The organism is Jujubicoccus corallicola, from assembly GCF_047345645.1.
Lineage (GTDB): Bacteria > Pseudomonadota > Alphaproteobacteria > Rhodobacterales > Rhodobacteraceae > JBLEFH01.
The window spans coordinates 185,359-205,193 of the sequence record NZ_JBLEFH010000006.1 but is presented as its reverse complement, the minus strand read 5'-3'; the positions used below and the strand labels follow the sequence as shown (position 1 = coordinate 205,193).

The 19,835-nt window shown below is 61.9% G+C and carries 24 protein-coding genes; 16 read left to right on the top strand and 8 right to left on the bottom strand.

All coding sequences use genetic code 11. The features are described 5' to 3' along the window. Positions 1 to 31 precede the first annotated feature (31 nt). The 5 genes from nrdE (at position 32) to ACMA5I_RS10800 (ending at position 4,918) form a co-directional block, all read left to right on the top strand. On the top strand, positions 32 to 2,137 hold the full coding sequence (gene nrdE / locus ACMA5I_RS10820) for a class 1b ribonucleoside-diphosphate reductase subunit alpha (protein ID WP_525886299.1): 2,106 nt from the start codon (positions 32 to 34) through the stop codon (positions 2,135 to 2,137). An 8-nt stretch (positions 2,138 to 2,145) separates the two neighbouring features. Then, positions 2,146 to 3,126, top strand: a complete 981-nt coding sequence (gene nrdF / locus ACMA5I_RS10815) for a class 1b ribonucleoside-diphosphate reductase subunit beta (RefSeq protein WP_525886278.1) — start codon at positions 2,146 to 2,148, stop codon at positions 3,124 to 3,126. A 69-nt stretch (positions 3,127 to 3,195) separates the two neighbouring features. Then, on the top strand, positions 3,196 to 3,420 hold the full coding sequence (locus ACMA5I_RS10810; RefSeq protein WP_525886277.1) for a hypothetical protein: 225 nt from the start codon (positions 3,196 to 3,198) through the stop codon (positions 3,418 to 3,420). A 131-nt stretch (positions 3,421 to 3,551) separates the two neighbouring features. Then, positions 3,552 to 4,316: a hypothetical protein gene (locus ACMA5I_RS10805; RefSeq protein ID WP_525886276.1), complete on the top strand. Its 765-nt coding sequence runs from the start codon at positions 3,552 to 3,554 to the stop codon at positions 4,314 to 4,316. 8 nt (positions 4,317 to 4,324) lie between these two features. Then, positions 4,325 to 4,918, top strand: coding sequence for a hypothetical protein (locus tag ACMA5I_RS10800; protein ID WP_525886275.1), 594 nt, complete (start codon positions 4,325 to 4,327; stop codon positions 4,916 to 4,918). A gap of 35 nt (positions 4,919 to 4,953) precedes the next feature. Here the strand turns inward: ACMA5I_RS10800 and ACMA5I_RS10795 are convergent, their stop codons facing one another. Next, the gene (locus ACMA5I_RS10795; protein WP_525886274.1) at positions 4,954 to 5,289 is read right to left on the bottom strand and encodes an LLM class flavin-dependent oxidoreductase; all 336 of its coding nucleotides are present in this window, start codon (positions 5,287 to 5,289) and stop codon (positions 4,954 to 4,956) included. Positions 5,290 to 5,407: 118 nt separating this feature from the next. Here ACMA5I_RS10795 and ACMA5I_RS10790 point away from each other — a divergent pair, with 118 nt between their 5' ends. From ACMA5I_RS10790 to ACMA5I_RS10775, 4 genes are all read left to right on the top strand, one after another. Then, positions 5,408 to 6,499, top strand: coding sequence for an alkene reductase (locus ACMA5I_RS10790; protein ID WP_525886273.1), 1,092 nt, complete (start codon positions 5,408 to 5,410; stop codon positions 6,497 to 6,499). Between the two features lie 96 nt (positions 6,500 to 6,595). Next, positions 6,596 to 7,582, top strand: a complete 987-nt coding sequence (gene dusA / locus ACMA5I_RS10785; protein WP_525886272.1) for a tRNA dihydrouridine(20/20a) synthase DusA — start codon at positions 6,596 to 6,598, stop codon at positions 7,580 to 7,582. Positions 7,583 to 7,654: 72 nt separating this feature from the next. After that, a complete protein-coding gene (locus tag ACMA5I_RS10780) occupies positions 7,655 to 8,437 on the top strand; it encodes an SDR family NAD(P)-dependent oxidoreductase (protein ID WP_525886271.1) in 783 nt (260 codons plus the stop codon). Positions 8,438 to 8,503: 66 nt separating this feature from the next. After that, positions 8,504 to 9,313, top strand: coding sequence for a sulfite exporter TauE/SafE family protein (locus ACMA5I_RS10775; protein WP_525886270.1), 810 nt, complete (start codon positions 8,504 to 8,506; stop codon positions 9,311 to 9,313). Positions 9,314 to 9,374: 61 nt separating this feature from the next. On the opposite strand, the gene ACMA5I_RS10770 is transcribed toward ACMA5I_RS10775, so the two are convergent. The 3 genes from ACMA5I_RS10770 to ACMA5I_RS10760 are packed head-to-tail and all read right to left on the bottom strand — an operon-like array spanning position 9,375 to position 11,169. Next, positions 9,375 to 9,602: a DUF1289 domain-containing protein gene (locus ACMA5I_RS10770; RefSeq protein WP_525886269.1), complete on the bottom strand. Its 228-nt coding sequence runs from the start codon at positions 9,600 to 9,602 to the stop codon at positions 9,375 to 9,377. After that, entirely contained in the window at positions 9,599 to 10,066 is a 468-nt protein-coding gene (gene ruvX / locus ACMA5I_RS10765) for a Holliday junction resolvase RuvX (RefSeq protein WP_525886268.1), read from the bottom strand. Before ruvX ends, ACMA5I_RS10770 begins: the two co-directional genes overlap by 4 nt. Continuing rightward, positions 10,063 to 11,169 (bottom strand): tetratricopeptide repeat protein, encoded by a 1,107-nt coding sequence (locus ACMA5I_RS10760; protein ID WP_525886267.1) that lies wholly within the window; start codon positions 11,167 to 11,169, stop codon positions 10,063 to 10,065. Before ACMA5I_RS10760 ends, ruvX begins: the two co-directional genes overlap by 4 nt. 164 nt (positions 11,170 to 11,333) lie before the next feature. On the opposite strand from ACMA5I_RS10760, the gene ACMA5I_RS10755 reads away from it, so the two are divergent. The 7 genes from ACMA5I_RS10755 (at position 11,334) to ACMA5I_RS10725 (ending at position 16,548) form a co-directional block, all read left to right on the top strand. Then, positions 11,334 to 12,524 carry a transporter substrate-binding domain-containing protein gene (locus tag ACMA5I_RS10755; protein WP_525886266.1) on the top strand — a complete coding sequence of 397 codons (1,191 nt, stop codon included), beginning with the start codon at positions 11,334 to 11,336 and terminating at the stop codon, positions 12,522 to 12,524. A 61-nt stretch (positions 12,525 to 12,585) separates the two neighbouring features. Then, positions 12,586 to 13,125 carry a VOC family protein gene (locus ACMA5I_RS10750; RefSeq protein WP_525886265.1) on the top strand — a complete coding sequence of 180 codons (540 nt, stop codon included), beginning with the start codon at positions 12,586 to 12,588 and terminating at the stop codon, positions 13,123 to 13,125. Further along, on the top strand, positions 13,126 to 13,815 hold the full coding sequence (locus ACMA5I_RS10745; protein ID WP_525886264.1) for an ABC transporter permease: 690 nt from the start codon (positions 13,126 to 13,128) through the stop codon (positions 13,813 to 13,815). It begins immediately after the preceding gene. Continuing rightward, positions 13,805 to 14,491, top strand: a complete 687-nt coding sequence (locus ACMA5I_RS10740) for an ABC transporter permease (RefSeq protein ID WP_525886263.1) — start codon at positions 13,805 to 13,807, stop codon at positions 14,489 to 14,491. The genes ACMA5I_RS10745 and ACMA5I_RS10740 overlap by 11 nt, the downstream gene beginning before the upstream one ends. A 112-nt stretch (positions 14,492 to 14,603) precedes the next feature. Then, on the top strand, positions 14,604 to 14,747 hold the full coding sequence (locus tag ACMA5I_RS10735) for an RSP_7527 family protein (protein ID WP_525886262.1): 144 nt from the start codon (positions 14,604 to 14,606) through the stop codon (positions 14,745 to 14,747). 80 nt (positions 14,748 to 14,827) lie between these two features. Further along, entirely contained in the window at positions 14,828 to 16,012 is a 1,185-nt protein-coding gene (locus ACMA5I_RS10730; protein ID WP_525886261.1) for an RSP_2647 family RNA methyltransferase, read from the top strand. Further along, entirely contained in the window at positions 16,012 to 16,548 is a 537-nt protein-coding gene (locus ACMA5I_RS10725) for an RSP_2648 family PIN domain-containing protein (protein ID WP_525886260.1), read from the top strand. Before ACMA5I_RS10730 ends, ACMA5I_RS10725 begins: the two co-directional genes overlap by 1 nt. Before the next feature lie 134 nt (positions 16,549 to 16,682). On the opposite strand, the gene ACMA5I_RS10720 is transcribed toward ACMA5I_RS10725, so the two are convergent. The 4 genes from ACMA5I_RS10720 to ACMA5I_RS10705 all read right to left on the bottom strand — a co-directional run bounded on the left by ACMA5I_RS10720 (position 16,683) and on the right by ACMA5I_RS10705 (position 19,752). After that, a complete protein-coding gene (locus ACMA5I_RS10720; RefSeq protein WP_525886259.1) occupies positions 16,683 to 17,432 on the bottom strand; it encodes an EcsC family protein in 750 nt (249 codons plus the stop codon). Between the two features lie 121 nt (positions 17,433 to 17,553). Further along, entirely contained in the window at positions 17,554 to 18,738 is a 1,185-nt protein-coding gene (locus ACMA5I_RS10715; protein WP_525886258.1) for a vWA domain-containing protein, read from the bottom strand. 7 nt (positions 18,739 to 18,745) lie between these two features. Next, complete coding sequence (locus ACMA5I_RS10710; protein ID WP_525886257.1) at positions 18,746 to 18,907, bottom strand: hypothetical protein; 162 nt, start codon at positions 18,905 to 18,907, stop codon at positions 18,746 to 18,748. Then, positions 18,904 to 19,752 carry an AAA family ATPase gene (locus ACMA5I_RS10705; RefSeq protein ID WP_525886256.1) on the bottom strand — a complete coding sequence of 283 codons (849 nt, stop codon included), beginning with the start codon at positions 19,750 to 19,752 and terminating at the stop codon, positions 18,904 to 18,906. The genes ACMA5I_RS10710 and ACMA5I_RS10705 overlap by 4 nt, the downstream gene beginning before the upstream one ends. Between the last annotated feature and the right edge of the window lie 83 nt (positions 19,753 to 19,835).

Genomic DNA, 19,835 nt, shown 5'->3' with positions numbered 1-19,835 from the left:
CGCCAAGGGTGTACCGACAGAATGGCAGGGCATGGATTATCACGCGCTCAACGCCATGCTGAACCTCTATGACGAGGCCGGCAATATTCGCTTCGATGCGGATAAGATGGCCGCGCGGCAATATTTCCTTCAGCATGTGAACCAGAACACCGTGTTCTTCCATTCGCTGGAGGAAAAGCTGCGTTATCTGGTGGAGGAGGGCTATTACGAGGAGCCGGTCCTCAAGCAGTATAGCGAGGCGTTCATCGCGCAGATCTGGGACGCGGCCTACAAGGTGAAATTCCGCTTCCCGACGTTCTTGGGCGCGTTCAAATATTACACCAGCTACACGCTGAAGACCCGCGACGGGCATCGCTATATCGAGCGGTTCGAGGACCGTGTGGTGATGGTTGCCCTCACGCTCGCGCGCGGCGACGAGACGCTGGCGATGCAGCTTATGCGCGAGATGCTGGCGGGCCGGTTCCAGCCCGCAACGCCGACCTTTCTCAACGCGGGCAAGGCGCAGCGCGGCGAGCTGATCTCCTGTTTCCTGCTGCGGCTGGAGGACAATATGGAGAGCATCGGGCGCGGGATAAACTCGGCTCTGCAACTCTCCAAACGGGGCGGGGGCGTGGCGCTGCTCCTCTCCAACATCCGCGAACATGGCGCGCCGATCAAAGGCATCGAGGGGCAATCCTCGGGCATTATCCCGGTGATGAAACTCCTGGAGGACAGCTTCTCCTACGCCAACCAGCTTGGCGCGCGGCAAGGGGCGGGGGCGGTTTATCTGAGCGCCCACCACCCCGACATCCTGCGCTTCCTCGACACCAAGCGCGAGAATGCCGACGAGAAAATCCGTATCAAGACCCTCAGCCTAGGCGTGGTGATCCCGGACATCACCTTCGATCTGGCGAAGAAAAACGAGGATATGTATCTCTTCTCCCCGCATGATGTGGAGAAGGTCTACGGCGTCGCTTTCTCGGAAATCTCCGTGACCGAAAAATATCACGAGATGGTGGACAACCCGAAGATCCGCAAAAAGAAGATCAATGCGCGGCAGTTCTTCCAGACCATCGCGGAAATCCAGTTCGAGAGCGGCTATCCCTACATCATGTTTGAGGACACGGTGAACCGGGCGAACCCCGTTGAGGGGCGGATCAACATGTCCAACCTCTGTTCTGAGATATTGCAGGTCAACGAGGCGTCGAGCTTCAATGACGATCTGAGCTACGCCACCATGGGCACAGATATTTCCTGCAATCTCGGCTCGCTCAACATCGCCAAATCCATGGATGGCGGCGATCTGGGTCAGACGGTGGAGACCGCGATCCGGGCGCTCAACGCGGTGTCGGAAATGTCGGCGATCGACTCAGTGCCCTCCATTCGGCGCGGCAATGATGAGAGCCATGCGATCGGCCTCGGCCAGATGAATTTGCATGGGTTCCTGGCCCGCGAGCGCATCCATTACGGCTCCCGCGAGGGCGTGGATTTCACGAATATCTATTTCGCCACGGTGCTGTATCACTGCCTGCGCGCCTCGAACGCGCTGGCCAAGGAGCGGGGCCGCAGCTTCAAGGGCTTCGAAAAATCCCGCTACGCCGATGGCGCGTTCTTCGACAAATATATCGAGAAGGACTGGCTCCCGGAGACAGACACGGTCCGCGACCTCTTCGCCCGCTTCAACATCCCCGTGCCGACCCGCGAAGAGTGGGGCGCGCTGAAAGAGGCGGTGATGAAAGACGGGCTCTACAACCGCAACCTTCAGGCCGTCCCGCCGACCGGCTCGATCAGCTATATCAACAATTCGACCAGCTCGATCCACCCGATCACCTCGAAGATCGAGATCCGCAAGGAAGGCAAGATCGGCCGCGTTTACTACCCGGCGGCCTATATGACCAACGACAATCTGGAGTACTACCGCGACGCGTACGAGATCGGCCCCGAGGCGATCATCGACACCTATGCCGCCGCGACCCAGCATGTCGATCAGGGCCTCTCGCTGACGCTGTTTTTCAAGGACACAGCGACCACGCGGGACATCAACCGCGCCCAGATCTATGCGTGGAAAAAGGGCATCAAAACAATCTATTACATCCGCCTGCGTCAGATGGCCCTTGAGGGGACCGAGGTGCAGGGCTGCGTTTCCTGCACGTTGTGAGGGCTCCCATGAAAGACGTTATCGACACACAGCGCCCGGTCCCGCGCGCGGTCAACTGGAACCGGTTGCAGGACGACAAGGATCTGGAAATCTGGAACCGGCTGACGGTGAATTTCTGGCTGCCGGAGAAGGTGCCGCTCTCCAATGACATCCAAAGCTGGTCGCAACTGACCGAGGAAGAGCAGCGCCTGACGATCCGGGTGTTCACCGGCCTGACCTTGCTCGACACGATCCAGAACACGGTCGGCGCGCCGGCGCTCATGCCCGACGCGGTCACGCCCCATGAGGAGGCGGTGCTGACCAATATCGCATTCATGGAAGCGGTCCACGCGCGCAGCTATTCCTCGATTTTCTCGACCCTCTGCTCGACCGCCGAGGTGGATGAGGCCTTCCGCTGGTCGGAGGAAAACGCGCAATTGCAGCAAAAGTCGCGCCTGATCCTCGATGAATATGACACGGCGGGCAATCCGCTGAAAAAGAAGATCGCCAGCGTGTTTCTGGAGAGTTTCCTTTTCTATTCCGGCTTCTACCTACCGATGCACTGGTCGAGCCGGGCACGGCTCACCAACACCGCCGACCTCATCCGCCTCATCATTCGCGACGAGGCGGTGCATGGGTATTATATCGGCTACAAATTCCAGCGCGCCTTCGAGCGCCTGCCTGCCGCCGAGCAGGACGACCTCAAAACCTTCGCCTTCTCGCTGATCTACGAGCTTTACGAGATCGAGAGCAAATATACCGAGACGCTTTACGATCCGCTGGGCCTCACCGAAGACGTGAAAGCGTTCCTGCATTACAACGCGAACAAAGCGCTGCAAAACCTGGGGTTCGAAGCGCTTTTCCCCGATGAGCTCTGCAAGGTGAACCCGGCGATCATGGCCGCGCTCTCGCCCAATGCGGATGAAAACCACGACTTTTTCTCCGGCTCGGGCTCGTCCTATGTCATCGGCAAAGCGGTCGCGACCGAGGATGAGGATTGGGATTTTTGAGGGGCCAGTAGATGCCACTCCGGCGCGCCCTTTATCGACGGAATCCGTGCTGCGCGGGAGAAGATCGTCGTGCGGTCGGCCGAGGACCTTCAGAATTTCCTCCGCAAACGCGGGTTGTCAAAGGCGGCGACTACGCGGATCTTCGACACAGTGCTGGCCGAGGAGGGCCACCCGCCAGAGAGCGTCTTCGATTTCGTGCACGGGATCACGGGGGTCGCGCGCTCGAAGCCCTATAAAGATGCGCGGTTGGTGATGGAGGGAACCGCGAATGTGTTGTCACATGCCTCAGCCTAGTGCAGACTGGTCATCGATACGATTGAAAGGGCTATTCAATGACCCGATGGCTATGCGTTATTCTTTGTAGTTTGCCGTCCCTCGCTTGGTGTCAGGCACTTCCGGAAAGCGCACAGACACTTCTGCGCACAATGGTAGCCAGCGACGACCAAGAGTTCTTGAGGATGTTTAACACTCCGGGTTCGGGATATATTCATTCAGCAATTTCTGGTGAATGCGACCTGCCCAACGACGATGCTGTCCTTTGTGGAATGTACGCCGAGCAGGCGGCGGCACAAATCCCGGCTGAGGTTCGTTCGGCAGTGCGACAGGGGGCGGACTACAAAGTATTCGCGTTAGAAGAGTGCGGGGTTAAGTTGCGTCCTTACGGCATTCCAAGCTACGCGAATTTAACAATGGAGAATTTCCGGCCATTAGACGAATCTCTTCTACGCGCAGAGATAGTTTATCTTCGGCTTGAATTTGCGCTTGCAGAAGAGGGATTGCGACTTTCTGGGAACTTTAATTCCGACCTATATGACGATAGGCAACTTTTGTCCCTTAATCAGTCGCTCTTTTCAACGCGCAGATCTCCGATCCTTATTGCTGTGAACTTCTATGAGGGGTGTGGTGCGGGAGCGAACTTTGTTCGTCTTCTTTCGGCGCAGACACTGGATAGCCTCAGCGCAATACCCGCCTTTTACTATGATCTATGCGTTATCGAAGGTGTTTTTCCATGGGACATGAGTTCTTGCCCCGGAGTTGTGCCCAATCCGCAAGTTCTGTCTTCCGGTGTCTGGCGATACCGTGCATCGCTTTCTGGATGTGCAATTGAAGGTTCGTTTGACACGGAGTTCTTGGATGTTAATCAAAGTACATCTGATGCAGAGTTTAATATTCCAACTCCAAGCTGCTGAGTGATGAAATGAAGTTCACGGAAGTCTTAGAAAATTACCGCCAAACTCTCGCTTGGGCTGTAGGTGGATCTGCAATTATTCCACTCCTCAGCCAGTTCTCCGGCCTAGCACCAAACTCTGGAATTGGCATCGTGCTGTTGAGTGGCCTCTATACTCTAGCGCTTGTGGCTTTGGCATTTCAGTTAAATTCAACGGTGAGCAAAAAGAAGCTTTCTCGCACCATGGTTATTTCGCTAATCGCCGCCACGCTCATCTTAATCATATACTTAATTATCAAGCCGACGTTTACCTATGAGATCCCCAATGATCCTGATAGAACGGTTGTAACCCTCGGATGCGGCTGGTCCGATGAAAGTTTGAAACTCATTGCAGCCAATCCCACAAGGTATCTTGCAAGCGCCGAAGATAGTTGCCCAGGGCAGTATCGTGAGCTGCTAAGGTCTGCAAACTACGAGGCCAAGGTAGTCTACCGTGGGTCGACCGTGTCAATCGTGCAAACGGGAATTATAGCTCTATGGATAGGATTCTTCTCCGCATATTCGTTTTTCCTTGGGTCATTCATCTCCCGTCAAACGGTTCTAAATCGAAACAACCATACTTGAATTGGCAAAATTCAAGAGAGTGAGAGGGCTGCCGGTTATCCCGTAACGGTTTTGAACGCTGGGAGCGAGGCTCTCGGCAGCACCGTCGCGGCGGTGCCAAAGGCGATGCGCTCGGTCGTGGCGGCCATCGCGCCGAGCATGGTGAACGGGTCCGGATGGCCGATGGTTTCGGGATACCACGGCCCGCTCAACGGCACATCGCGCACCCAGATCGCGTCGAAACCAAGCTGATCGGCCAGCGCCGCATGAGCCAGCTGCGTCCGAAAATCCACAGTCTCGTCAGCATGTTGCCGCATCGGCAGCACGATCCCGACGGACATCTGCCCGTCCTGATACAGCCGGTCTCGCAGGGGGAGAGGGGTCTCGGCCATGGCGGCCTCCTTTCATGGGTCAGAGGGAGATAAGCGCCGCGTCACGACGTTCAACCCGCCCTTGATCGCCCCGTCGCGCATCCCTACATGCGCCGTCCACTCAGAAGGAGTCAGACACATGACCCAATCCGATCTTTTCGAACCCTATTCGCTTGGCCCGATCACGCTCAAAAACCGCGTCGTGATGGCCCCGCTGACCCGCAACCGTGCGGCGGACGGCCTTGTTCCCGGCCCTCACGCGGCGGAATATTACGCGCAGCGCGCCTCTGCCGGGCTCATCATCGCCGAAGCCACGCAGGTCTCCGCGCAAGCGCAGGGCTATCAGGACACGCCGGGCATCTACACCGACGCGCAGATCGCAGGCTGGCGCGAAGTGACCGACGCGGTCCACGCCAAGGGCGGCAAGATGTTCGTGCAGATCTGGCATACGGGGCGGATCTCGCATGTTTCGGTCCAGCCGAATGGCGACGCGCCCGTTGCGCCGTCGGCCATCCGCGCCGAGGCAAAGACCTTTGTGAATGGCGGTTTCGAGGATACATCCACGCCGCGCGCACTGGAGCTGGACGAAATCCCCGGCATCATCGCGGATTTCCGCCACGCTGCCGCTTGCGCGATGAAAGCGGGCTTTGACGGGGTCGAGATCCACGGCGCGAATGGCTATCTGCTCGACCAGTTTTCCAAGGATGGGGCGAACCAGCGGGACGACGCTTATGGCGGCTCCATCGAGAACCGCGCGCGTCTGCTGATCGAAGTTGTCGAAGCGGTGGCCGAGGAAATCGGCGCGGAGCGCACAGGCGTCCGCATCTCGCCCGTCACCCCCGCCAATGGGATCAGCGACAGCAATCCGCAGCCGCTCTTCGAGCATATCGTGGCGGAGCTCGACAAGATCGGCCCGGTCTATCTGCATGTGATCGAAGGGGCGACCGGCGGGCCGCGCGATGTGGCGCCGTTTGATTATGACGCTCTCAAGGCCCTCTATAGCGGCACCTATATCGCCAATAACGGCTATGACCGCGAGCTGGCGGAAAAGATGCTGGCAGAGGGCGCGGATCTGATCGCCTTCGGTCACCACTTCATCGCGAACCCCGATTTGGTTGCGCGTCTGGAAACCGGCGCCGCGCTCGCCGAGCCGGATCGCGACACGATGTATGGCGGCGGCGCGGAGGGTTATATCGACTATCCGACCCTGCGCGAGACCGAGGACGCCTGAGCGCGCCCTTTTCGCCTTCGCGTAATCACGCTATAGCACCGGCGCGGGCCATTAGGTCCGCGCCGTTTTTGCAATTAACCCCAGCTTGCCACCGCAATGGATCACAAAGCCCCCGCCACACGCTTCAGCGTCGCCCCGATGATGGATTGGACCGACCGGCATTGCCGCGTCTTTCACCGCCAGTTCACCCGGCACGCGCTGCTCTATACCGAGATGGTCACTGCGCCCGCGCTGATCCATGGCGACCGGGACCGGCTGCTCGCGGGAGACCCGGTGGAGGCCTCTTGCGCGCTGCAATTGGGCGGCTCGGTTCCGGCGGAGCTTGCCGAGGCCGTGAAGATCGCCGCGCCGCGTGGGTATGATGAGATCAATCTCAATGTCGGCTGCCCGTCGGACCGGGTGCAGTCGGGCTGTTTCGGGGCGGTTTTGATGAAGTCGCCCGCGCTCGTGGCCGATTGCGTCAAGGCCATGCAGGACGCCGCGCCGGGCGGCCCCGAGATCACGGTGAAATGCCGTATCGGTGTCGATGAGCAGGACCCCGAGGAGGCGCTGCCGACCTTCCTTGACGCCATGCAGAATGCGGGCGTGCGCCGGGTCACGGTCCATGCGCGCAAGGCGTGGCTGGAGGGCCTCTCGCCCAAGGACAACCGCACCATTCCGCCACTCGATTATCCGCTGGTCCATGCGATGAAACGGCGGTTTGACTTGCAGATTTTCCTCAATGGCGGGCTGACCTCGCCAGAGCATGGGCTGGAGGAAATGGGCGATCTCGACGGTGTGATGCTGGGCCGCGCGGCCTATCACGAACCGGCCGGTCTTGGCCGGGTGGACCGGCTCTATTTCGGCGCCGCGCGCGATGTCACCGGCGAAGAGGCCGTGCGCGCGATGCTCCCCTATATCGAGGCGGAGCTGACCAAGGGCGAGCGCCTCAACCGCATCACCCGCCACATGCTCGGCGCGTTTCAGGGACGACCCGGCGCGCGCGGCTGGCGACGGATGCTCTCCGAAGGCGCGCATCAGGACGGGGCGGGGCCGGATCTGGTCGAGGCCGCGCTGGCACGGGTCACGGACCTCGCCGCCTGAGCCTTTTCTTGAAATACGGTTAAACATTCTTAACTTTCTCGAAACTGTTCGGAAGAAAGTGAAGACATGACCATGAATAGCACCGCCCTCATCACCGGCGCATCGAGCGGCATTGGCCGCGAGCTGGCGCGCATCCATGCGAAAAAAGGCGGTGATGTGGTCGCGATTGCGTCACGCCAACCGGGGTTGGATGCGCTCAAGGAGGAGCTTGAAGCGGCGCATGGCATTTCTGTTCATGTCATCGCGAAGGACCTGTCGAAACCCGGCGCGGGCGCGGAAATTTACGACGAGGTGAAAGCCGCTGGGATCGAGATTTCGACGCTTATCAACAATGCCGGTTTCGGCGGGCAGGGCGCATTTCACGAGCGGGAGTGGGAGCGCGACCGGGCGATGATCAATGTCAACATCATGGCACTGACCGAACTGACGCGGCTGTTTTTGCCGGATCTGATCGCGCGCGGGTCGGGGCGGATTTTGAACGTCTCCTCCACCGCGGGCGAAATGCCGGGGCCGCTTCAGGCGGTTTATTACGCGACCAAGGCCTATGTGACCTCCTTCAGCAACGCCATCGCGGAGGAGTTGAAAGACACCGGCGTGACCGTCACTGCGCTTTTGCCGGGCGCGACCGAAACCGGGTTCTCCAACGCTTCGGGGCTCGACAAAACCGATCTTTTCGCCAAGACCGCGTCCGCCGAAGATGTGGCCAAGGCGGGCTATGAGGCGATGGAGGCGGGCAAGCTCGACGTGGTCGCCGGTGTGAGCACGATGCAGCGCGCCATGATCGCGCTCGCGCCGCTGCTGCCCAAGCGGATGCTGATGCAGCAGGTCGCGAAATTGCAGGAGACCAAGGCGTAACGCCGGTCCTTGCATACTCGCGCGCGCCGTGATCTGACTGTCGGCGACTGAGGCCGGAGCGCATCCATGGATTTTCTGCTACTTACCCTGTTTCTCGCCGCCATCGGGGCCTTTGCGGGCGTGATTGCGGGGCTGCTCGGGGTGGGGGGCGGTATCGTGCTGGTGCCGGCCTTTTATTATGCGTTTCAGATCCTTGGCTATGAGAGCGCGCAGCTGATGCAGATCTGCGTGGCGACCTCGCTCGCAACCATCGTCGTGACCTCGCTGCGCTCGCTCGGCGCCCACAACAAAAAGGGCGCGGTGGAATGGCCGATCCTGAAGCTCTGGGCGCCGTTTATCGCGGTTGGTGCGCTGGTCGGCGTGGTGGTGGCTTCTGGGCTGAAATCCCGCGAATTGATGATCATTTTCGGGGTGATCGGCTTTGCGGTCGGCGTCTGGATGGCGATTGGCAAGCGGCCCGCGGCAGCGTCGGATGACATGCCGACGGGCGGCAAACGCGCGGTGATCGGCACCGGGATCGGGTTTTTCTCGACCTTGATGGGGATCGGGGGTGGCAGTTTCGGGGTGCCGCTGATGGTGCTCTATGGCCGCCCGATCCACCGCGCCGTGGCGACCGCTGCGGGCTTCGGCGCGCTGATCGCGGTGCCGTCCGTGGCCGGGTTTCTGCTGGCGGGTCAGGGCATTACGGGCAAGCCGCCTTATACGATTGGCTATGTGAACCTGCCCGCCTTTGCCATTGTGGTGTGCATGACCATGCTGACCGCGCCTTACGGTGCGGCGCTCGCGCATCGGCTCGATCCGGTGCGGCTCAAGCGTGTGTTCGCCTATTTCGTGATGCTGATGGCGCTGAACATGCTGCGAAAAGCGCTGTTCTAGACGGCGCGCGGCTCAAGGCCGAAGGGCCTCTCGCCGCCCGCAAGCGGCGTCGCCGCTCTTCTCAGCCGCGCCGTTTGTCCGCGAGCCGCGCCCGCCCGCTGCGACGCGGGGGTGTGTTGGTTTTGGCGCGCTCGGGCAGCAGGGCCATGACCTCTTTGCGCTCCTCCTCGCTCATCCGGCTCCACGCCCCGATCTCATTGATGGTGCGGTGACAGCCGAGGCAAAGCCGCGTCTCGCGGTTGATCTGGCAGATGCCGATGCAGGGGGAGGTGAGGGTCGGGATACTCATCGCAGGTTCCGCAGCCGGTCGAGAGCGCCCTGAAGGATGTAACTCGCCGCCACATGGTCGATCACCTGGGCGCGTTTGGCGCGGGACATGTCGGCCTCCAAGAGCGCGCGTTCAGCGGCGACGGTGGAGAGGCGCTCGTCCCAATAGGCGATCGGCAGGTCGGTCAGCCCGGTGAGATTGCGGGCAAAGGCGCGGGTGGACTGGCAGCGCGGCCCTTCGGAGCCGTCCATATTGCGCGGCAGGCCGAGGATGATTCCGGCAATTTCGCGGTCTGTGATGATCTCCAGCAGGCGCGTCGCATCGGCGGTGAATTTCTTACGCTTGATGGTCTCGACGCCGCTGGCGACACTCAGGAGCCGGTCCGACACCGCCACGCCGATGGTTTTGGTGCCCAGATCGAGCCCGGCGAGGGCGCGATGCGCGGGCAGGGCGGCGGCGAAGTCGGCGATATCCTCATGGATCATGGCAGGCTCTCCGCGGCGGCGCGAATGTCGGCGAGCGCATCGGGCGCGTCCGCAAAGCGGGTTTCGGCCTCTTCGGCAATTGCGCGGGCGCGGTCCGTCTCGCCAAGTACGCCGAGCGAGCGGATCAGCCGTGCCCAGTCCTCCGGGCTGCCGCCTTCGGTGGCGAGCCGCGATTCCAGACCCTCAACCATGGAGCGGATGAAGGCATCTCGATCCTCGGGGGCCATGTCTTCGGCGGCGTCAATATCGGCGGCGCTCGGCCCGCGCGCTTCATTGCGGAGCGGGGCAAGCTGCGCCATCTGCGCCTCGATTGCGCCAACCCAAGGGGCCTCGGCGGGGCTGTCCGCGAGCAAATCCTCCCACACCGCGATGCCGCCCTCTTGGTCGCCATCCTGCAAGAGCGCCTGCCCGAGATAATAGCGGGCGCGCGGCTCGGCCGGGTCGAGATCGAGCGCGATTTGCAACTCGTCGCGGGCCTCGGGCGAGAGATAGCCGCCCGCCGCGAAGAACATATATTCGACGAGATCCACCCGGTCGGCGAGGGCCGCATCCTCGGACGCCACGACATTTTGCTGCGCTTCACGAGCCCGGACAAAATCGCCCAGCCGGGCGCTGCTGCGAGCAAGGAGCCGCCATCCGGTGGGATCATCGCGGGTCTCCAGCGCGGTTTCGAGTTCCGCGACCAGCCCTTCGAGATCGGGGTTCTCCGGGAAATCGAGATCGGGCGCGTTGGCCTCGGCTTCCGCTTGGGTCGGCATGGCGGCGCGGGCCGCGTCGGCGGCGGCGCGGCGCTCGGCCATGGGGTGGTCGCGATAGCCGGGCGCGCCGATGGTCCAGTAAAGCGCGCCGCCACCTGCGAGCAGAGCCAGAAGCACCGCAAGACTGGCATAACGCGCAGCGCGTGACGGAGACGCGGCGGGCTCTTCCCTGTTCCGGCGGCGCGCCTCACGGGACAGATGCGCCGAGTCCTGCGCCACATCCACAAGCTCTGCCTGCGCTGCGGCGGCGCGCTGCGGCGCAGCATCGCGCAGAATTGCACGGCCCGCGAGCAGAAGCGCGACCAGCGTGACCGCGAGGGTCAGAAGGATCAGAAGAATGGTCATCAAAGCCTTTCGACACAGGGGGCAACGGGGCACATCCCTTTGCCGTGACATAGCCCTGCGCGCCTCGAATGTCCATGCGCGGGCGTCGCGTCACACGTGCTTTCAGCTTGACGGAGGGGACGCGCTTTCACATTCTTTCCCCAGTTCAATTAGGGAGAGTATCAATGAAAACGCTACTGACCACCGCTGCGCTTCTCGCCAGCACGGCCATCGCGGCACAGGCGCAGGACCTGCGGATCTGTGTGGAGGGCGCCTATCCTCCGTTTTCGGAAACCTCGGCAGATGGCTCGATCACGGGCTTTGATGTCGATATCGCCAATGCGCTTTGCGACGAGATGGGCACCGAGTGTTCCATGGTGAAAGTGGATTGGGACGGCATCATTCCGGCGCTTCTGGAGCGCAAATGTGACGCCATCGTTGCCTCCATGTCGATCACCGAAGAGCGCAAGCAGGTGATTGATTTCACGAATAAATATTACGAGACTCCGACCCAGTTCGCCGCCGCTGCGGACAGCGATGTGGACTTTGCGGGCGATCTTTCGGGCGTGACCGTGGGCGTGCAGCGCGGCACCATTGCGCATGACGCTATGGAAGGTCTGCACCCCAATGCCGAGCTGGCGCTTTACGCGACGCAAGACGAGGCGGTTCTGGACCTCGTGGCGGGCCGCGTCGATGCGGTTTATGCAGACGCGCTGACCCTCTCGCAAGGCTTCCTTGAGACCGACAATGGCGAAGGCTATGAGTTCAAGGGCGAGCCGGAAAGCACCGTGGAGATCCACGGCGAAGGCATCGGAATCGGCATCCGTCAGGGTGAAGATGACCTGAAAAGCAATCTGAATGACGCAATTGCGACCATTCGTGAAAGCGGGCGCTACAGCGAGATCGCCGGGAATTACTTCGAGGTCGATATTTACGGCGAAGATCCGAACCCGAATGCGGCCTCCCCGGAGACCGAGGGTGAAGTGGATACCACCGACAACGCCGAGATGGACGAAAGCGCTGCCGAGACGCTCGCTGAAGAAGCAGATGACGCAGCAGGCGGCGATGACGCGATGACCGACGATGCGGCCACCGAGGAGGGTGCGACCGATGACGCGGCGACGGATGAGGGCGCAACGGATGACGCGGCCTCGGACGACGCAGCTTCGGACGCCTCCAGCGACGACAGCGCTTCGGACGACAGCGCGTCGAGCGATGCGGGCTCGGATGCTGGCTCTGATGCCGGGTCCGATTCCTCCTCCGACTCCAGCGACAGCGGGTCCGACTCCGGCTCCGATGACAGCGGCTCGGACAGCGACTCCTCGGATGGCGGTTCGGACAGCTCGGACAGCGACAGCAGCGACTCGCCGAGCTGATCCCTTCTGACCCGTGCGGCAGGCGCATCGCTCGCGCCTGCCGACAACCAAAGGACGCCGCATGACTGTGCAGGTTCAGGGCCTTCATCACATCACCCTCAACGGTGCCGACCGGCAAACCTCCGTTGATTTCTGGGAAGGTTTGCTGGGGATGCGCCTTCTCTTCGAGCAGCCCAATCTTGACGATTTCAAAACCAATCACCTCTATTTCGACACGGGCGACGGTACGACGATTACCGTCTTTACCGAAGAGGGCCGGGCGGTGCCGAAAAACCAGCAGCGGCAGCCCGTTGGCGGCTTACATCACATCGCGCTGATGGTGAGCCAGGCGACGATCCGCGTCGCGGCGGAGCGGCTGACCGAGGCGGGCTATGAGAACACCGGCATCGTCGATCGCGGCTTTATGGATAGCCTCTATTTTCGCGACCCGCTTGGTCTTTTGTTGGAACTCGCGAGCTATAAATTCGACCCGCCACAAGGCACGACCCATGCGCAAGTGTTGGCGAAAGCCTATGAGATCCGCAAGGCGCGCGGCGCGGACGCAACCGAGACGCAGGATGTGGCCGACGCCCTCCGCGCCCTCGCGGCGGAGGCGCGTTAAGTGGACAGCCTCATTGCCTATTCCGAACTTCTGATGCGCGGCGCGGTCGTCACCGTGGCCCTTGCGCTCGCCTCCCTCGCGCTTGCGACCTTTCTCGGCGCGCTCTCGGCGGCGGCGGTGATTGGCGGCGGCCCGATCTTGCGCGGCCTCTCGCTGATCTACACCACCTTTATTCGCGGCATCCCGGACCTCGTGATGATGCTGCTCCTCTATTTCGGCGGCCAGCGCCTGTTGAACGACATCGGCACCCGGCTCGGCTGGGATTATGTGGACCTTTCGCCTTTCCTCGCCGGGATGCTCGCCATCGGGCTGATCTTCGGCGCATACCTCTCGGAAACCTTCCGGGGCGCTTATCAAACCGTCCCGCGCGGGCAGGGAGAGGCGGCGCGCGCGCTCGGCCTGCGCCCGCTCCCGACGCTCTGGAACGTCACCCTGCCGCAACTCCTGCGCTTCGCCCTGCCGGGCTATGCGAATGTCTGGCAGGTGCTGGTGAAATCAACCGCCGTCGTCTCCGTGATCGGCCTCAACGACCTCGTGAAACTCGCCGGGGACGCGGGCAAAACGACGCGCGAGCCCTTCACCTTCTACCTCTTCGTCTTCGTCTTTTATCTTTTCCTGACATGGGTGTCGCAGATCATCTTCGACCGTCTGGAACGCAAATATGCGAAGGGGATCGTCGATGCGCACTGAACTGATCTGGGAAAACTGGCAACTCTTCGCGGACGGGATGTGGATGACGGTCCAACTCGTCGCCCTCGCGCTCATGATCGGCTTTTGCATCGCGCTGCCCTTCGGCATCATCCGCGCCCGCCGGGTGCCGGTGCTCAGCCAGATCGTTAAAGCCTATGTCTATGTCTTCCGGGGCACGCCGCTGCTCGTGCAACTCTTCCTGATCTATTACGGCCTCGCGCAATTCGAGGTGATCCGGGACAGCTTCCTCTGGACCTTCCTGCGCTCGCCCTGGTGGTGCGCGCTGATCGCCTTTGCCCTCAATTCCGGCGCTTACGGGACCGAAATCATCCGCGGCGCGGTCGAGCAGATCCCGAAAGGCGAGGGCGAGGCGGCCAAGGCACTTGGCCTGTCGAATCTGCAAGCCCTGCGACTCGTCATCATCCCCTCGGCGCTCCGCCGGGCGCTCCCACAATATGGTAACGAGTTCGTGTTTATGCTGCATGGCTCTGTCGTCGCGTCCATCATCACCATTCAGGACATTCTCGGCGCGGGCCGCACCCTCAACGCCAAATTTTATACGGCTTATGAGGGGCTTATCGCGGCGGCGGCGCTTTATATGATCCTGACCTTCATCATCATCGGCGCGTTTCGCCTGCTGGAGCGGCGCTATCTGAAACATCTGGCCTTCCGGTGAGCCATAACGCCCGCGCATAGCGGGTTTTGCCTTTTTTGCGGTGCAAAAACTCGGTGAGGGCGCGTATCTATCTCCCCGAACACGAACTTGATCATTGCTAGAGGCAAACGAAATGACCCGTACTTACCTGACCAACCGCGAACGCGAAGACATCCTGAACCGCGCCCACGCCATGCGCAGCGCGTTCATCGCTGAACACATGAGCAACTTCCGTGCCCGCATCGCACGCCTGTTCCATGTTGGCGCACACGCCTGATCTTTCAAAAAGATCGTTTGAAAAAGGGTCGCCCCGAGGGCGGCCCTTTTCTCTTTTCCGCCGCCAAGCTATGAGAGCGCATGACAGATCACCCCATCATCCGCCTGCGCCCGAAGGCGCGTTTTCGCCGCTATGACAGCCCTTGGGCTTTTGTGGATCAGATCGTTCTCGACCGCCGCAGCAAGGCGCTCGCCCCCGGCACGGTGGTCAGCCTGCAAGACAGCGAGCGGCGCGATCTGGCGGTGGCGACCGTTAATCCCGCCTCGAAAATCGCGATCCGGGTGCTGGACTGGGATCCCGAAGCCGTCATTGATCGCGGCTGGCTTGAGGCGCGGCTTTTGCACGCGCTGGCGCTGCGCGAGCGGCTTTTCAAGGCTCCGTTTTACCGTCTCATCCACGCCGAGGGCGACGGGCTGCCCGGCGTGATCATCGACCGGTTTGGCGACGTCGCGGTGATCCAGCCCAATGCCGCTTGGGCCGAGGCGATGTGGCACGATCTCACGGCGGCGCTGACGGCCGTCACCGGCGTCACAACCATCGTGAAAAATGCCTCGGGCCGTGCCCGTGCGCTCGAAGGTCTGGACGAGGACAGCGCCGTCACCCATGGCGCGGTCAGCGAGCTGATCCCGGTTCCGATGAATGGCGCGACTTATATGGCGGACCTTCTGGGCGGGCAGAAAACCGGGCTTTTCTACGATCAGCGCCCCAATCACGCCTTCGCCGCGCGGCTCGCAAAGGGCGGCGATATGCTGGATGTGTTTTCCCATGTCGGCGGGTTTTCCCTCGCCGCGCTGGCGGGCGGCGCGGCCTCGGCGCTGGCGGTCGATGGCTCGGCGGCGGCGCTGGAACTGGCCGAAAAAGGCGCGGAGGCCAGCGGTGTTTCCGAGCGGTTCCACACCCGCCAAGGCGATGCGTTCGCCGTGATGGCGGCGCTTGAGGAGGAAGGCGCGCGTTTCGATGTGGTCGTCTGCGATCCGCCCGCTTTCGCCCCGCACAAGGGCGCGCTGGAGGCGGGGCTCAGGGCTTACGAAAAGGTCGCCAAAGCCGGGGCGGCGCTGACCAAGCCGGGCGGCTATCTCGTCCTTTGCTCCTGCTCCCACGCCGCCGATCTCGACAAATTCCGCACCGCAAGCTTGCGCGGTGTCGGGCGCGCCCGCCGCGCCGCGCAACTCATCGCGACCGGGGCCGCCGGGCCGGATCATCCGGTGCATAGCGCCCTCGCGGAAACCTCTTATCTCAAAGCCATTTTCCTGCGGCTCGACTGATGCGGCTCCTGCTCGACGCCTGCGTCCTCTACCCCAATATCATGCGCGAAACCTTGCTTGGCGCAGCGAAAGCGGGCGCGTTCACCCCGCTCTGGTCGGGCCGGATTTTGGAGGAATGGGCGCGGGCGGCGGCGCGGCTTGGCCCTGAAGGCGAGGTGATTGCGCGCGGCGAGATCGCGGCGCTGAAAGCGGCATGGCCAGCGGCGGAGGCCCCCGTGCCGCCCCATGACGATCTGGTCCTGCCCGACCCCAACGACGCCCATGTCCTCGCCGCCGCCATCGGTGCGCAGGCGGCGGGCATCGTGACCCTGAACCTCTCGGATTTCCCGACACGGGTTCTGGCGCGCCACGACGTACTGCGCTTCCATCCCGACGCGTTTCTGGCCGATTGGGCAGGCGAGTCGCCGGATGCCGCGTGCGCGCTCGCAGCGCGGATTCTGGCCGATGTGGAGCGGTTTTCCGGCGAGGCGTGGACGCAGCGCCGTCTTTTCAAAAAAGCGCGCCTGCCCCGTTTCGCCAAAGCGGTGGCCGGATAGCGCGCCTTTCGGGGCCAGACAGCCCCTCAAGACCCGCCGCCTGAAGGCGTGGCGCCGCTGCATTTTGAGGAAACATCGCACTGCGCCGGGAAGGTGCGCGTTCATCTTTCGGCCGCGCCCGACCCGGCGCTTGGTTACCGGAGCGCCGCCTCAAAGGCGGAGCGGATATCCTGCGGATCATGCTCCCGCGCCAGCGCCTGCAAGCCGAAACGGATATGCGCCATGTTCTTGTAATAATTGATGAAAGCGTAGTTGATTGTCGCCCCGGCCACACCGCCAAGGATCGGCACCGTCTGCGCGCCGAGTTTCTGGCCCATGGTCAGCGCGAAACGCGGCGCGACCTTCTGGATGATCTCACGCAGCGCCGTGCCGTGGATCGCGAAACGCGAGGTCAGGAAGGACGTGTCCACCCCGTCATCGCCGGTGCCGGGACCGCCCGCGCCGAGAACCTTGAGACATTCCTTGCGCACGGCCTCGTCATTCGGGTCAAACCCATGATCCGCCGCAACCCGCTGAATCGCCCGCAAAATCAGCGTGGTCGTGACCGGAAGTTCCGCCGCAACCGCCGAGAGGCCCGCCGCGCCGCCTACGCCGCCCGTCATCACAACGGCGGCCTCATGGGAGTATTTCCCGAGGTCCGGCGCCCGCCCGCCAACGCGGCTCGCGGCGTTATAGGCGGTCTCCAGCGCGGTGGCGGTGATCCCCTCCATCTGGCGCTGCACCGGGCCGGGCAGGGCGGTGAGAACATTCTCGAGCTGCCCGCCCATGGCGTTAATCGCCCGCATCATCAGCGTGTTGGCGTTTTTCGCACGTTTCGCCAGCGCGCGGATCTCGTCGCGATCGGCGCTGGTCAGCGGGCGGAACTCTGTCTTGGCCTTGCTCATGGGATAAAAGATAGCGCGGGCGCGGCGCATCGCAAGGTGAGACGCGCGGCTGCACGAGAATGCGCGCGAAATTGTGATGGGAAAGCAAAAGCCTAGAGCGCGCGGTTAAAGCGCCAATTTCTTACCGCGCCAGCGCTTTGGTCGCCTCTTCCAGCCCCTGAAGCGTCATCGGATACATCCGCTCTTCGAAAATCTGGCGGATCATGCCGATGCTCTCGGTATAGCCCCAATGTGCCTCCGGCACGGGGTTGATCCACACCGAATCCGGCCAGTGCTCGCGCAGGCGCTGGAGCCAGACCTGCCCGGCCTCAGCGTTCACATATTCATTCGCGCCGCCCGGCACCGCGATCTCCCACGGGCTCATCGACGCGTCGCCGACAAAGATCGCCTTATAGTCCCCGCCGAAGCGGTGCAGCACGTCCCATGTCATCGTCACCTCGTTGAAACGGCGGCGATTGTCCTTCCACAAACCCTCGTAAATGCAGTTGTGGAAATAGAAATATTCGAGATGCTTGAACTCGGCCTTGGCGGCGGAGAAGAGCTCCTCCACCATGCGGATATGCGGGTCCATCGAGCCGCCGACATCAAGGAAAAGCAACACTTTCACCGCATTGCGCCGCTCGGGACGGGTGACGACATCGAGATAGCCGTGATGGGCGGTGGAGTGGATCGTGCCGTCGAGGTCCAGCTCCTCCGCCGCGCCGTCCCGCGCCCATTTGCGCAGGCGTTTCAGCGCGACCTTGATGTTGCGGGTGCCGATCTCGATGGAATCGTCGAGATTGCGAAATTCTCGTTTATCCCACACTTTCGCGGCGCGCTGATGGCGGCTCTTGTCCTGCCCGATCCGCACGCCCGCAGGGTTGGAACCGTAAGCGCCAAAAGGCGAGGTGCCGCCCGTGCCGATCCATTTATTGCCGCCCTGATGGCGGTCCTTCTGCTCGGCCAGACGCTCGGCCAGCTTTTTCATCAGCTCGTCGAGACTGCCCGCGCCCTCCATCTCCGCCATTTCTTCGGGGGTCAGGTGCTTTTCGGCAAGCTTGCGCAGCCAGTCTTCGGGAATGTCCGTCGCGGCCACCACATCGGCGAGGCTCATCCCCTCCATGCCCTTGAAAACCTGACCGAAAACGCGGTCAAATTTGTCGAGGTTACGCTCATCCTTCACCAACGACGCGCGGGCGAGATAGTAGAATTCCGTCACATCCATATCCGCCAGCCCCGCGTCGAGCGCACCTAGCAGGGTCAGATATTCGCGGATGCTGACCGGGATTTTGGCGGCGCGGCAGGCTTCGAAGAGACGGACGAGCATCAGCGCCTCACAAGAGCCGGATGATGAGGGTCAGAACATAGAAAAGCAGCGCAAAAGCAATGGCATGGGCGGCGGCATATTGCGCCTTGTCCGCCTTGTCGCCGCCGCGTTTGCCCGCGCGATACCAGCCGAATGCTGCGGCGGCGAGGACCACAAGAAGGAAGATCATCGCTGCGCCTCCCGGCGGCGGGCCATGAAGGCGAGCCGTTCAAACAGATGCACATCCTGCTCGTTTTTCAGCAGCGCGCCATGGAGTTTCGGCAGCGCGTTTTTCCCGTCACCCTTGAGGTCTTCCGCGTCGAGATCCTCGGTAAGCAGCAGTTTCAGCCAGTCCAGCATTTCCGATGTGGAGGGTTTTTTCTTCAAACCCGGCGTCTCGCGCACGGCGAAAAACTGCTCCATCGCGGTGCTGAGCAGGCGTTTCTTGATGCCGGGATAATGCACCTCGACAATCTCGGCGAGGGTCTCGGTGTCCGGGAAGCTGATGTAATGAAAGAAACAACGGCGCAGAAACGCATCCGGCAGGTCTTTCTCGTTGTTCGAGGTGATGATGACGATGGGCCGCTGCTTGGCGCGGATCGTCTCGCCAGTCTCGTAAACGTGAAATTCCATCTTATCGAGTTCTTGAAGCAAATCATTGGGAAACTCGATATCCGCCTTGTCGATCTCGTCGATGAGCAGCACGACGCGCCCGTCCGACTCGAACGCCTGCCAGAGCTTGCCCTTGCGAATATAGTTGGAAATCTCATGCACGCGCTCATCGCCAAGCTGGCTGTCCCGCAACCGGCTCACCGCGTCATATTCATAAAGGCCCTGCTGCGCCTTAGTCGTTGATTTTATGTTCCATTCGATCATTGGCAGATCGAGCGCCGCGGCCACCTGACGCGCCAGTTCCGTCTTGCCGGTGCCGGGCTCGCCTTTGACCAGCAGCGGACGGCCCAAGGTGATCGCGGCATTGACGGCGACAGAGAGGTCGTCGCTCGCGACATAATCTTTCGTGCCAGTGAATTTCATGGATATCCTCACATGCAGGCAATGGAATTTGGCGTGACCCTAATTCACGGCGATTTTTAACGCAATCCAGCCGCCACGTCTCG